This is a genomic window from Microbulbifer mixtoriginis (SeqCode) (assembly GCF_052466695.1).
Genome location: NZ_CP174285.1, coordinates 4,132,501 through 4,146,489 on the forward strand (window position 1 = coordinate 4,132,501; position 13,989 = coordinate 4,146,489).

General features: G+C 50.3%; 9 protein-coding genes, 4 tRNA genes and 2 rRNA genes (1 of these 15 only partly in view). 14 read left to right on the top strand and 1 reads right to left on the bottom strand.

What is annotated here, in order from left to right; translation table 11 throughout:
• Window positions 1-2,624 (top strand): 23S ribosomal RNA (locus tag ACJJI0_RS18010) (it extends 258 nt beyond the left edge of the window).
• Window positions 2,625-2,827: 203 nt separating this feature from the next.
• Window positions 2,828-2,943: ribosomal RNA gene (gene rrf / locus ACJJI0_RS18015) — 5S ribosomal RNA — on the top strand.
• Between the two features lie 786 nt (window positions 2,944-3,729).
• Here the strand turns inward: rrf and ACJJI0_RS18020 are convergent.
• The gene (locus ACJJI0_RS18020) at window positions 3,730-4,692 is read right to left on the bottom strand and encodes a hypothetical protein (protein WP_252084396.1); all 963 of its coding nucleotides are present in this window, start codon (window positions 4,690-4,692) and stop codon (window positions 3,730-3,732) included.
• 300 nt (window positions 4,693-4,992) lie between these two features.
• Between ACJJI0_RS18020 and ACJJI0_RS18025 the strand changes: the two genes are divergently transcribed.
• The 12 genes from ACJJI0_RS18025 to tuf all read left to right on the top strand — a co-directional run bounded on the left by ACJJI0_RS18025 (window position 4,993) and on the right by tuf (window position 13,893).
• Window positions 4,993-6,306, top strand: coding sequence for an alpha/beta hydrolase (locus tag ACJJI0_RS18025; protein ID WP_444885953.1), 1,314 nt, complete (start codon window positions 4,993-4,995; stop codon window positions 6,304-6,306).
• Entirely contained in the window at window positions 6,303-7,058 is a 756-nt protein-coding gene (locus ACJJI0_RS18030) for an ABC transporter ATP-binding protein (RefSeq protein ID WP_444883673.1), read from the top strand. Before ACJJI0_RS18025 ends, ACJJI0_RS18030 begins: the two co-directional genes overlap by 4 nt.
• Complete coding sequence (locus tag ACJJI0_RS18035) at window positions 7,055-8,245, top strand: ABC transporter permease (RefSeq protein WP_444883674.1); 1,191 nt, start codon at window positions 7,055-7,057, stop codon at window positions 8,243-8,245. The genes ACJJI0_RS18030 and ACJJI0_RS18035 overlap by 4 nt, the downstream gene beginning before the upstream one ends.
• A 25-nt stretch (window positions 8,246-8,270) precedes the next feature.
• Complete coding sequence (gene alr / locus ACJJI0_RS18040; RefSeq protein WP_444883675.1) at window positions 8,271-9,383, top strand: alanine racemase; 1,113 nt, start codon at window positions 8,271-8,273, stop codon at window positions 9,381-9,383.
• A gap of 5 nt (window positions 9,384-9,388) precedes the next feature.
• Entirely contained in the window at window positions 9,389-10,390 is a 1,002-nt protein-coding gene (birA, locus tag ACJJI0_RS18045; protein ID WP_444883676.1) for a bifunctional biotin--[acetyl-CoA-carboxylase] ligase/biotin operon repressor BirA, read from the top strand.
• A complete protein-coding gene (locus ACJJI0_RS18050) occupies window positions 10,387-11,124 on the top strand; it encodes a type III pantothenate kinase (protein ID WP_444883677.1) in 738 nt (245 codons plus the stop codon). Before birA ends, ACJJI0_RS18050 begins: the two co-directional genes overlap by 4 nt.
• Before the next feature lie 15 nt (window positions 11,125-11,139).
• Entirely contained in the window at window positions 11,140-11,829 is a 690-nt protein-coding gene (locus tag ACJJI0_RS18055) for an SPOR domain-containing protein (protein WP_444883678.1), read from the top strand.
• Between the two features lie 192 nt (window positions 11,830-12,021).
• A tRNA-Thr gene (locus ACJJI0_RS18060) sits at window positions 12,022-12,097 on the top strand.
• Window positions 12,098-12,208: 111 nt separating this feature from the next.
• Window positions 12,209-12,292 (top strand) — tRNA-Tyr (locus ACJJI0_RS18065).
• Between the two features lie 60 nt (window positions 12,293-12,352).
• Window positions 12,353-12,426, top strand: a tRNA-Gly gene (locus ACJJI0_RS18070).
• 68 nt (window positions 12,427-12,494) lie between these two features.
• A tRNA-Thr gene (locus ACJJI0_RS18075) sits at window positions 12,495-12,569 on the top strand.
• 130 nt (window positions 12,570-12,699) lie between these two features.
• The gene (tuf, locus tag ACJJI0_RS18080) at window positions 12,700-13,893 is read left to right on the top strand and encodes an elongation factor Tu (RefSeq protein ID WP_252084404.1); all 1,194 of its coding nucleotides are present in this window, start codon (window positions 12,700-12,702) and stop codon (window positions 13,891-13,893) included.
• The last annotated feature ends 96 nt before the right edge of the window (window positions 13,894-13,989 follow it).

Genomic DNA, 13,989 nt, shown 5'->3' on the forward strand with positions numbered 1-13,989 from the left:
ATTAGCCCTTAAGCTCTTTATGTTTTAGTGGAAGGTTCTGGAAAGTACCGCGATACAGGGTGATAGCCCCGTACACGAAAAGGCATTTAGAGTGAAATCGAGTAGGTCGGGACACGTGTTATCTTGACTGAATATGGGGGGACCATCCTCCAAGGCTAAATACTCCCAGCTGACCGATAGTGAACCAGTACCGTGAGGGAAAGGCGAAAAGAACCCCGGAGAGGGGAGTGAAATAGAACCTGAAACCGTATACGTACAAGCAGTAGGAGCCCTTCGGGGTGACTGCGTACCTTTTGTATAATGGGTCAGCGACTTATTGTCTGTAGCAAGGTTAACCGCTTAGGGGAGCCGTAGAGAAATCGAGTCTTAATAGGGCGTTTAGTTGCAGGCAATAGACCCGAAACCCGGCGATCTATCCATGGGCAGGTTGAAGGTTGAGTAACATCAACTGGAGGACCGAACCCACTAATGTTGAAAAATTAGGGGATGACCTGTGGATCGGAGTGAAAGGCTAATCAAGCCGGGAGATAGCTGGTTCTCCTCGAAAGCTATTTAGGTAGCGCCTCGCGTCTCACCCTCGGGGGTAGAGCACTGTTTGGGCTAGGGGGTCATCCCGACTTACCAACCCCATGCAAACTCCGAATACCGAGGAGTGCAATCGCGGGAGACACACGGCGGGTGCTAACGTCCGTCGTGGAAAGGGAAACAACCCAGACCGCCAGCTAAGGTCCCAAATACCAGTTAAGTGGGAAACGATGTGGGAAGGCCCAGACAGCTAGGAGGTTGGCTTAGAAGCAGCCATCCTTTAAAGAAAGCGTAATAGCTCACTAGTCGAGTCGGCCTGCGCGGAAGATATACCGGGGCTAAAACTGGTAACCGAAGCTGCGGATGCTCTTAGGAGCATGGTAGAGGAGCGTTGTGTAAGCCGTTGAAGGTGGATCGGGAGGTCTGCTGGAGGTATCACAAGTGCGAATGCTGACATGAGTAACGACAAGGGAGGTGAAAAACCTCCCCGCCGGAAGACCAAGGGTTCCTGTCCAACGCTAATCGGGACAGGGTTAGTCGACCCCTAAGGCGAGGGCGAAAGCCGTAGTCGATGGGAAACAGGTTAATATTCCTGTACTCGCTATTGCTGCGACGGAGTGACGGAGAAGGCTAGGCCAGCATGGCGATTGGTTGTCCATGTTTAAGGTTGTAGGCTGGGGACTTAGGCAAATCCGGGTCCCTAAGGCTGAGAACTGATGACGAAGCCCACTTAGTGGGTGAAGTGGTTGATGCCCTGCTTCCAGGAAAAACTTCTAAGCTTCAGGCAATAGTGAATCGTACTCTAAACCGACACAGGTGGTCAGGTAGAGAATACCAAGGCGCTTGAGAGAACTCTGGTGAAGGAACTAGGCAAAATGGTACCGTAACTTCGGGAGAAGGTACGCCGGTTTTGGTGATGGGACTTGCTCCCTAAGCTGAGGCCGGTCGAAGTGACCAGGTGGCTGCGACTGTTTATTAAAAACATAGCACTCTGCAAACTCGTAAGAGGACGTATAGGGTGTGACGCCTGCCCGGTGCCGGAAGGTTAATTGATGGGGTTAGCTTCGGCGAAGCTCTTGATCGAAGCCCCGGTAAACGGCGGCCGTAACTATAACGGTCCTAAGGTAGCGAAATTCCTTGTCGGGTAAGTTCCGACCTGCACGAATGGCGTAACGATGGCCACGCTGTCTCCACCAGAGACTCAGTGAAATTGAAATCGCTGTTAAGATGCAGTGTACCCGCGGCTAGACGGAAAGACCCCGTGAACCTTTACTACAGCTTTGCACTGAACTTTGAGCCTACTTGTGTAGGATAGGTGGGAGGCTTTGAAGCAGTAACGCTAGTTACTGTGGAGCCGTCCTTGAAATACCACCCTGGTATGTTTGAGGTTCTAACTCTGGTCCGTTATCCGGATCGAGGACAGTGTATGGTGGGTAGTTTGACTGGGGCGGTCTCCTCCCAAAGAGTAACGGAGGAGTACGAAGGTGCACTCAGCATGGTCGGAAATCATGCAATGAGCATAATGGTATAAGTGCGCTTGACTGCGAGACAGACATGTCGAGCAGGTACGAAAGTAGGTCATAGTGATCCGGTGGTTCTGTATGGAAGGGCCATCGCTCAACGGATAAAAGGTACTCCGGGGATAACAGGCTGATACCGCCCAAGAGTTCACATCGACGGCGGTGTTTGGCACCTCGATGTCGGCTCATCACATCCTGGGGCTGAAGCCGGTCCCAAGGGTATGGCTGTTCGCCATTTAAAGTGGTACGCGAGCTGGGTTTAGAACGTCGTGAGACAGTTCGGTCCCTATCTGCCGTGGGCGTTGGAAATTTGAGAAGAGTTGCTCCTAGTACGAGAGGACCGGAGTGAACGAACCTCTGGTGTTCGGGTTGTCACGCCAGTGGCATTGCCCGGTAGCTATGTTCGGACGGGATAACCGCTGAAAGCATCTAAGCGGGAAGCCTCCTTCAAGATTAGATTTCCCTGACTCCTTGAGAGTCCTAAAGGGCCGTGGAAGACTACCACGTTGATAGGCTGGGTGTGGAAGCGTTGTGAGGCGTTGAGCTAACCAGTACTAATTGCCCGTGCGGCTTGACCATACAACAGAGATGGTTACTAACGACTAGCTAAGCTAGCGGATTGTGGAATGAAAGACACACAATGATCGCTTGCGGTGTATTACTACAGATTGTTTTACCGACTTATTTGGGGTTATCGCCGGTCACCAGACCGAGGCAAACAGCGATAACACGGCAGGCCAAGCAGATTGCTTATAAGACCAACGCCAACCCAAGCCAGTTTGCCTGACGACAATAGAGTTGTGGAACCACCTGATCCCTTGCCGAACTCAGAAGTGAAACGCAACATCGCCGATGGTAGTGTGGGGCTTCCCCATGTGAGAGTAGGTCATCGTCAGGCTTCTAATCCGAAAAGGGCCACCCAATAGGGTGGCCCTTTTTTTATGTACAAAAATATTGAATGCATAAAAAAATAAAAACAGAGAATAAAAAATAAAATTCAAAATACAGAAAAATAAAAAGCCCAATCGAATTTTTACTCGCAACACTCCCGCCGAAAAATCCAACTCGGTAAATGCCAATGAAAAAAGCGCAGGCTCTAAAAAGCTCCGAAGAGCCTTCCCTCCTATAAATAAAGCGCTTTCTTAAGTTTTTTCTGTAAGGAAAAAATGAAAATACAAAAAAATAACGCGCTTTATTTAATCTGTACCTCAAGCACCACCAAAAAAACACCTGAAATAAAAAAAGTGCTCTTTAAACTAGAAAAATCATTGCGTTGAAAAAAACGGCGCAGAAATAACAATAAAAATACCGGTGATTTTTTGCACGTTTTAATGAACCTGTGCAACCACGGGGCCTGGCGCGGATATACCGCAGTTATGCACAAGTCTATCCAGACTTTCTGTTAATAACGCCAAGCGGTGGAAAGTGGATAAATGGCTGGTGTTTTTTTGCCCGTTGAAAAGGGCCCCGCGGAAACAGGGGCCTGAGCGTGGATATCCCTGAGTTATACACAGCTCTATCCATGGATTCTGTTAGTAACAGCCTGTTAATGGAATGGTCATCAGCAGGAAACAGAAATATGCCTTGCTGTTGTGGGTAACTTGGAAGGATATTTGGCTGTGTGTAAAAGGGGAGTAATAAAAAGCCCCTAGAGAGGGGCTTCTGAAAGTACTTAAAACTTGAATTAATTGACCTGCTCATAGGCATTGTCCGGAACTAGATCATACTGCATTTCTTTCAAGCGTAATTCATCGAGAGGAACAAGAGCTGAGGGAAGAGTAAAGTGCCGAATAACTGTACCTGCCTGGCAGTCTATTATCTCAATATCTTCCTGTGTCTCCTGCAGACTATGTAACAAGCCCTTCAGGTGGGTTGCACTGGCATTGGAGAGGGATTGGTAATCATGTGTGCCATTGAGCCTGACAAAACGAGCTTCGGCGCCAGCTTCTTCTATACGGAGCCAGGCAATACCGGCTTCCTTTCCAGGTTCTCCAAAGACTATAGGGCCGAGAGAGTCTTCGTCAACAGGAGCAAAATCTGTGTCGGTTGGGGATAGTAAGGTACCTACCCAAACCCAGCCAGGGAGGCTTATACGGCTAAGCTGCCACTCACACAACCAGACAGTTTGATCGTCATCAATACGGAATTCTCGATAGTCTCTTTGGCTAAGGTAATTGTCAAAGGAGACTTTGGCGGTGGGGTTGTCTCTGCGGAAGCTGTGTAGTTGTTGGGTCATCTCATAATTGACTTCCCAGTGTTTTTTTAATCGCCATTGCATGGGGTATTGTCCCCACTCAACGATATATTCTTCCCGCTCAGAAATGGTTTCAACCACTCGCCAAAAAGCGCCATCAATCAGTATGCAAGTTTCACCAATTTTACATCCTGGCGCGATGATGCTGCACTCGGGAGATGCTTCAGAAGCACTGACGATATGCTCAGCACGCCCCTCAATAACTTCATACCAGGGAAAACCGTGGCGCAGAGGGGGAGGAAAAGCCAGTGCTGGTCGGCCACCAAGTAAGCGACGGAAAAGTACCGACTTCTCAATTTCAAGGTCAGAAAGTGTATAGCCCTCCTGCTGGGTGATCTGGCCCCAGGCAAAAGCGGCTCGAATTAAGTGTTTTTCACGGTCTGAAAAGCTCATGGGTGCAGTCATGGGCAAGCTAAAACTGAAACCTTACCACTCAGAGCAGATGGGTGCTAATGCAATTCTTCGAGATTGAGTGGCTTGGGACAGAGATGTTGGAAGTTGGATACACTGCGATGCTTGGCACCATAGATTAAGGAGAATAATAACGTGTTAGGGGTAAACAGTCTTCGAACGGCTATCGCCATATTAAGCGTCTTGTTATTAGCGCCGGTAATAACTGCAAAGGAATTGTCTAATACGCAGGAATGCTATTTGGATGGTTGGCGGCACCCATTAAGGTGCGAGCGAATTTCAGTGGGGCACGGAGATAGCAAGGTAAATTTAGCAGTATTTGTTTCACCGGCTCTAGATGAGACGCTGCGAGAGCCTTTATATCTTCTTGCTGGTGGTCCAGGTCAGGCCGCGAGTGGTCTGATTCCGCTATTGCACACATTCCGAAAAATTAATCAGAAGCGGGCAATAGTCATGGTTGACCGGAGGGGAACCGGGCACTCTCGGTCATTTGGTTGTGGTATAGATCGGCATACACCAATGGATTTATCACTGATTTCCAAAGAATTGGAGCAGTGTTATCTACAGCAGGCTAATTTTGCTAATTCATTGAGTAGTCGACAAGCGGTTGAGGACCTGGAAAAGGTACGAAAGCATTTTAATCACAAGCAAATATCTCTTTGGGGGGGATCTTGGGGGACCCGAACAGCGCTTCTCTATCAACAGTGGTATCCGAACAGTTTGAAATCATTGGTGCTCGATGCGGTTGCACCTATCGATACAAAAGTCTTTTTGAGTGCTGCAGCTGCGGAGGACGCTATTCAAATACTGATGCGTGATTGCAACTTAGAGTTAAGCTGTTCTAAGTTTGGAAGCTGGCGGGAAGTGTTGGATAAATTATTAAGTCAATGGGATGAGTCTAAATCCATAGATTTCCCTGATCCTGTGACAGGAAAGCCAATGAAGCACTCAGTGTCTCGTTGGATGCTACAAAATACTATACGTGCTGCCCTTTACTCTCCAGAAGCTGCTGCACAATTACCCTTTGCTATTCAGCAGGCTGGCTTGGGGAATTATTATCCGCTTGCGGGTATTACTGGTTTATTTCCCGAGTCAGCGTTAGGTATGTCTCTTGGCTTAACGCTTTCTATTGCTTGTGCGGAAGAATTATCCCGTATCAGTGAGGAGGAGGTTTTAGCTGATACTAATGGGTCTTTTGCGGGGAATGCTTTTCTTGAGATATTTGAACGTGGTTGTGAAGTTTGGCCTGTAGCCGATCGCTCCTATGCTAAACCACAACATCGAGAGCACCCAGTTTTACTAATTTCCGGGGAAGCCGATCCAATAACACCTCCAAGATATGCCGAAAAACAACTTGGCTACTTGACCAATAAACAGCATTTAATCATTGCTAGCGGTGGTCATATTAATTCCATGAGAGGTTGTGTACCGCAGTTAATCGAAGAGTTCCTGGACTCTTCAGGGAAAGAATTGGCAACGACCTGTGTTGATGAAATTCACAGGCCACCGTTTGTGAGTGGAATTTATGGGCCAGAGATAATGCAGCGCGTAGCGCCCACCACTGCAAGTGGAAAGCTTGGGGAGAATGCACTGTGATTAAGGTTGAGGGGGTAAATAAGCAATTTTCTGGGGTTTCTATACTGCGCAATCTTAGCTTTTCTGTGCCAGATGGTGAGATAACGGCCTTGCTTGGTGCTAACGGTGCTGGAAAGACCACGTGCCTGCGAATTATTGCTGGTCTTTTGAAGGCAGATAGCGGCAAAGTTTTTGTTGGTGATATAGACCCTTGTGAAAATCCAAAAGGTGCTCGTAGGCAGCTTGGTATTGTAGGTGATAGGGAGGGGCTTTATGAGCGACTCACTGTTGCAGAATATTTATCGTTTTTTGCCTGTGCTCAAGGGCTGACTGGGTCAGAATTAGAATTTGCACTGCAATCGGTTAAGGAAGAATTAGAGCTATCGAACCTGTGGAATCGCCGAACCAAGGGGTTTTCTCAGGGAGAGCGGATGAAAGTTTCTCTCGCTAGAGCATTGGTGCATCGTCCGAGTCACTTGGTGCTCGATGAGCCAACCCGGGGGTTGGATATACTTGCTGCTCGCCTGTTACGTAAGACGCTTTTGCGCTTGAGGGCAGAGGGAACTGCTGTTTTATTTTCCAGCCATATTATGGCTGAAGTGCTCGAGCTATCCGACAGAGTGCTAGTTATGGCGGGAGGTTCGATAGTGGGGAGCGGGACCCCGGATGAACTTATGCAACAGACTGGCTCCGCAAGCCTTGAGGATAGCTTTGTGGAGCTTGCCTATGGGAATTTGTTAGAAAAAGACAAATGCGGTGAGCCGGTAGGATGAGTTTTAAAAATCTATTTTCTTTGCAGATGCGAGCATTACTTCTTAAAGAGTTACGCGAAGTTTGGCGTGATCGACGCGCCCTAATGATCACGCTAGGTTTCACCTTATTGTTCCCTGTGCTGATCATTAGTAGTGGCGCTTTATCTTTGAAAGTAATGTCTGATACCTCCTTTGATGTAGCTATTATTGGGGCTGAGTATGCGCCGCTGTTGGAGGAGCAGTTACAGACAGGGGACTTGCGAATTGAGCGCTTGCAAGATGGGGCTCCTAAAGCGCTTTTAGCAGATACATATGATGTGGTTCTGCGAGTAGAGCAAAACTTTACTGAAGATTATCGAAGCCTGTTGTCTCCCAAGATTTATCTGTATGTAAATAGTGCCGATCAGTCTGCGGGGCGTGCTGTACAGCTGGTGCAGCAGCAGTTGGCGCTATTTCAGCAGGTGATTGTGCGGCAGCGTTTAGCGGCCAGAGGTTTAGCAACTCAGGTTTTAGCACCGTGGCAGCTTGAGGTGCGGGATGTCAGTACGCCGTCCAGTCGAGGATTGGCAATTTGGGGACTGATGGTTCCCTTGTTACTGATAATGGCACTGCTAGTGTGTAGTGCGGCCCCCTCTATTGATACTTCTGCTGGGGAGCGTGAGCGCATGACCATTGAGGTATTATTACAGCAGCCTATAAGCAGCTGGCAACTTGTGGTGGCGAAAGCTGTAGCCGTTACCAGTATTGGTTGGTTTGGTGCACTTCTTTCTCTGGCAGTTTTAACTGTATCACTTAGCTTGCTTCCCTTGGCTGAGATTGGTGTCCGCTTTTCAGCTGGCATCAATGAACTGATGGCGATAAGTCTTATTTTACTGCCCTTAGCAATTCTGGTTGCGGTATTGCAGATTCTGCTATCTCTGCGTTCCCGTTCCTTTAAAGATGCCCAGATTCAGCTGAGTATTTTACAGGCTCTACCTGTCACACTGTTAATTGTATTGAAGTTGTCCAATATTGAACTGGACTCGCCCTTGTGGCAGTTGACACCACTTATCGGGCAGCAGCAGTGGTTGAGTGAATTAATGGCTGGGGAGTCCGTTTCTGTCTCCCTGGTGATAGCTGGTTCCCTGGTCACCCTTTCTTTGGTCGGGCTGTGTATATTAGTAGGTGCCCGTGCTTTACGGCGTGAAAGCTTACTTGGGGCAACCTAGCTGGTGAACTGAGAGTTGTAATGGCATGAACGATTTTCGCGAGGGTCTGCTGAGTATCAATTTGCAGTCCATTGCTGACAACTACCTGGATCTGACTAAGCGACTGGCAGCGGGTACTCGCTGTGGCGCAGTAGTCAAAGCGGATGCCTATGGCCTTGGTATGAATCAGGTAGTGCCGGCTTTGTATAGACAGGGTTGCCGAGACTTTTTTGTGGCAACGCAAACGGAAGGGGAGCGCCTGCGTAAAGAGCTGGGTGATAGCGTTCGCATTGTTATCTTGACTGGGGTGCGCACCGGGGCAGAGCTGGAATGTGCACGCGCAGGATTAATGCCGACACTTTTCACACTAGAGCAGTTGCGCAACTGGGTGGATATTTCCGTTAGCGAGGGGATTAAGGCGCCTTGTGCGGTAAAGATAGATTCGGGTATGACTCGCCTGGGTATGTCTCCCGAAGAGTTTGACCTACTGCTAAGGGATAGTCAGTTGTTGCGCTCGGCGGATATTCGTATTTTGCTGAGCCACCTTGCCTGTGCGGATGAACCCCAGCACCCACAAAACAATATTCAGTTGCGTAGCTTTAAAGCGGCTGGGGAAAGATTGAGGGCCCTGTGCCCTGAGGTTCAGCTGAGTCTCGCCAATTCATCGGGTATTTTCCTAGGTGAAGAGTATCATTTTGATATTGCGCGGCCGGGCTCTGCGCTTTATGGCGTCAATCCAATACCCGGGACCACAAACCCTATGCGCTCAGCTGTGGCACTCAGTCTGCCTATCGTGCAAAAGCGATTTGTCAGTCGTGAACAATGGGTAGGCTATGGAGCTACCCAACAAATAGCAGCGGGCAGCTGGTTGGCGGTAGCCCGTGGTGGATATGCCGATGGAATAATCCGGGCTCAGGGAGGGCGCGGTTGTGGCTGGGCCTATGGCCGCCAACTGCCGATAATTGGCCGGATTTCCATGGATTCCACAACGTTTGATATTTCTGCTCTCTCTCATGAGGAGCGGGAATCCCTCCAATCGATTGAGATACTGAATAAAGACCTGACCGTAGATGAGGTGGCTGAATACGCTGGCACCATAGGTTATGAAGTGCTGACCAGCTTAGGGCACCGTTATTTCCGTCGCTATATAAAAAGTTAATTACCTTGCTAGACACTATTAAGAAAAGTCCACTGGAACCATTGCGCCCAGTTTTGGAATTATTGGCTGATGGCGAGACGCACTCTGGCGAGGCGCTAGGATTGGCTCTAGGAGTAAGCCGGGCTGCGGTTTGGAAACAGTTACAGAAGCTAGAGCAGTACGGATTGGCTTTGGAGTCTATTAAGGGGCAAGGCTATCGCTTGCCTGGTGGTTTGGAGCTCCTATCCTCAGAAAAAATTTACAGCACATTGGGTGAGCAAGCCGGGCTGCTATTGCGAGAGTTGATGCTATTTGATGAGGTCGACTCCACCAATACCCAGTTGCTATCACTTATGGAGGAAGGGAGTGGGCACGGGGTTGCACTGCTCTCCGAGCGGCAGAGTGCCGGGCGCGGTCGTCGTGGTCGGCAATGGGTTAGCCCCTATGGGACAGGCATCAGCCTATCCATTGGGTGGGAGTTCAATGGGGGGGTGCAATGCCTCGAAGGATTGAGCCTCGCCGTTGGGGTGGCTATTGCCCGGGCATTGGAGCGCTTTTCGGTACCAGATGTACGTCTCAAATGGCCAAATGATGTTTGGTGTCGCGGTCGAAAGTTATCCGGTGTTTTACTGGAGCTTAAAGGCGATCTTACGGATCGCTGTGCTGTGGTGATTGGTATTGGCTTAAATAGTGGCCTGCGAAGTGAGATTGCCACGGCAATAGATCAGCCATGGGCAGACTTGCAACAAGTGAAGCCCGGAATATCTCGCAATCAATTGGTGGCAGCGATTCTGACTGAGCTGCTACCGCTTTTATACAGCTATACCGAACAAGGTTTTGTTGCTTACCGTGAAGCCTGGATGAAGCTGGATCAGTTTGCTGGGCAAAAGGTTACTCTGCAGGCAGGGAGTCAAACCTGGAGCGGAGTTGCAGTTGGCGTTAGTGAAAAGGGTGCTTTGAAGTTAAATATGGACGGGCAAGTGCATCACTTCCATGGTGGTGAGATTTCTTTGCGGGGGCAGGTTTGATTCTCGAACTGGATATCGGTAATACCCGGGGCAAGTGGCGCCTGTTAGATGAAGTACAGGTAAGTGCCAGGGGTAGCTTTATGACTGCCGATCTGCGCGATGGGCATTTGCCCGATGGGTGGGATCTGTTGGATCCGCGGAGAGTACGCGTGGTCAATGTGGCCGGACCGCAAGTTGCGGAGACGCTGATCGGGCATATTCAGGAGTTGTTTTCACTTGAGGTGGAGTTTTCTCAGGTACTGCTGGAATGTGCTGGAGTAGCCTGTGGCTATGATAATCACCGCCTGCTCGGCACTGATCGCTGGCTGGCTATGCTGGCTGCCTATGATCGAGAGCGGCGGGCGGCCCTAATTGTCGACTGCGGCAGCGCGGTCACTCTGGATTTGGTCGACAATAGCGGGCGTCACTTAGGGGGCTACATTGTCCCTGGTGTCGGCCTTATGCAACGTTCTTTGTATCTGGATACTCATGCGGCTAAAAGTGCGCAGGATATTGCTCTAACTGAGTCCCTCGGTGCAGGCCGTAGTACCGATGAAGCCATAAACCGAGGCCTCCTGCTTATGGTGCTTGGTGCCATCGATCGTGCACTGGAAGAGTTGCGTGGATACTGTGCTGAAGAACCGCTGTTGTGGTTGACAGGCGGCGATGCCCCAGTGCTGTCAGCTCTTTATCAGCGGGAGCACCATTTGGTTCCTGAGCTGGTAATGGATGGCTTGGCGTTAAGTAATCCTTGAAATAAATAACACCCTATGCGCTGGATAGCTCTTTTCTTAATACTGTTGAATTTTGGCGTCTTTGCTTGGTTTGTTGGTACTTCAACCTCTGATAAAGAGAGAATAAGGGTTGCCGATAAAAGGGCGGAGGTACAGGTCCAGAGTATTGCCCTGGTCAATGAAATATCTCCGCAGAAGCTGTCTCCTCTGCCGATGGCTCCCATGTCGCCAGCAAAGGCAGGCTCTACTGAGCAGCTCTGCACTTTGCTTGGCCCATTTGCGGAGGAGTTACTTGGAGAGGCGATAGTACAGCGCTTAAAGTCCCTGCAGGTTTCTGCCGTATTGCGAGATGTGGAGATGCAAGGGCAGATGCGTTACTGGGTTTTTCTGCCACCATTGAATTCCAGGCGAGAAGCCTACAACCGTTTACGAGAATTGCAGGCACAGGGAATAGATAGTTATGTGATCCCCAAGGGTGCGTTGGCTGATGGTATTTCCTTTGGCATTTTCAGCGAGCGTTCGCGTGCTGAATCTCTGACAGGTGAGTTGATTAAGAAAGGCATACGGGCTCAATTCCGCGAGGAGCCTCAGACCCACGCCGAACGCTGGATCGTATTGGCGCCAGGTGCCTCAGATAGTTTAGCCCCGGATTTTTGGTTGCAGTTGCAGCAAGAGCATCCCGAGCTGGATCGTCGCCGTAATCTTTGTGAAGAAGTGTCCGGTTGATGGGGTTGGGTTAGAGGTCTAGGTCCCCAGCCGTGAAACAAGGTTCACCGTATTTTTCTATACGTGGCAACAGGCGACATAAAAATTCTGATTTTTCTGCAAAAAGGGTGTTGCGTGTCGGGATAACTTCCCATAGAATCCCGCCTCCATTGACGAGGGTGACTATTCAACTTCGGCAATGGACGGGATAGGGCTGGCGTAGCTCAGTTGGTAGAGCAGCTGACTTGTAATCAGCCGGTCGGGGGTTCGACTCCTCTCGCCAGCTCCATTTTTATCCCGGCGCTGCTCGACATTAGATTTTTCAGCTAAGTCTGTGAAATTTAAAGAAAAAAATGTTGACAGCGCGGCGGAAGGTGTAGAAAATGCACCCCGCATTGAGGCAGGGGTTCCCGAGTGGCCAAAGGGATCAGACTGTAAATCTGACGCGAAAGCTTCGGTGGTTCGAATCCACCCCCCTGCACCATTTTTTACACCGTAAGGTGTTGCCGGCAAGACAGGTAGTTTTGTCTGGAGGCTCCCGCAAGCGGGCATAGTTCAATGGTAGAACCTCAGCCTTCCAAGCTGATGATGCGGGTTCGATTCCCGCTGCCCGCTCCAACTATGGGTTCGGCTGGAATGCTCTCCAAAATGGCAAGCCTTGTGGTCGCCTAGGAAGGCGTTGATTTGCTCATGTAGCTCAGGGGTAGAGCACACCCTTGGTAAGGGTGAGGTCGGCGGTTCAAATCCGCCCATGAGCTCCATTTTTTAATAGCCGCAAGGGTGAGAGCTCTTGCGGTTGTTTGTGTCCGGGGTCGGGCTTTTCCGGGTCGGATGCGCATGTTCTGTACGTGGGTGGTGCCGTTAGCGGCTCATCTATATTAGGAGGCTGCAATGGCAAAAGAAAAGTTTGAACGTTCCAAGCCCCACGTGAACGTGGGCACCATCGGTCACGTTGACCACGGTAAAACCACCCTGACCGCTGCTCTGACCCGCGTATGTGCGGAAGTATGGGGCGGTGACGCTGTTGCTTTTGACGGTATCGACAATGCTCCGGAAGAGCGTGAGCGCGGTATCACCATCGCTACTTCTCACGTTGAGTACGAGTCCCCGACTCGCCACTACGCGCACGTAGATTGCCCGGGACACGCCGACTACGTTAAGAACATGATCACCGGTGCTGCTCAGATGGACGGCGCTATCCTGGTATGTTCCGCAGCTGACGGCCCCATGCCGCAGACTCGTGAGCACATCCTGCTGTCCCGTCAGGTAGGTGTACCTTACATCGTTGTATTCCTGAACAAAGCGGACATGGTAGACGACGAAGAGCTGCTCGAGCTGGTAGAAATGGAAGTTCGCGAACTTCTGGACCAGTACGAGTTCCCAGGTGACGACACACCAATCATCGTTGGTTCCGCTCTGATGGCCCTGAACGGCGAAGACGACAACGAAATGGGTACTACCGCTGTTAAGAAGCTGGTAGAAACTCTGGACGAGTACATCCCTGAGCCGGAGCGTGCAGTAGATCAGCCGTTCCTGATGCCGATCGAAGACGTATTCTCCATCTCTGGCCGTGGTACCGTAGTAACCGGTCGTGTAGAGCGTGGTGTAATCAACACTGGCGACGAAGTTGAGATCGTTGGTATTAAAGAAACCACCACCACTACCTGTACTGGTGTTGAAATGTTCCGCAAGCTGCTCGACGAAGGTCGTGCTGGTGAGAACATCGGTGCGCTGCTGCGTGGCACCAAGCGTGACGAAGTAGAGCGTGGTCAGGTACTGGCTAAGCCGGGCTCCATCACTCCGCACACCAAGTTCGAAGCGGAAGTGTACATCCTGTCCAAGGACGAAGGTGGTCGTCACACCCCGTTCTTTAAAGGCTACCGTCCTCAGTTCTACTTCCGTACTACCGACGTAACTGGTGCGGTTGAGCTGCCGGAAGGCACTGAAATGGTAATGCCGGGCGACAACATTCAAATGGTTGTTACCCTGATCGCTCCGATCGCCATGGAAGACGGCCTGCGCTTCGCTATCCGCGAAGGTGGTCGTACCGTAGGTGCGGGCGTTGTTGCTAAGATCATTGAGTAATCTTTGATCTTCGTGTCGCCAGGGTTCCCTGGCGGCGCAGTAGATGAGAGGGTGGTCTGTAGCCCTCTTTATCTTCGGATGCTAAGGCATCCAAGC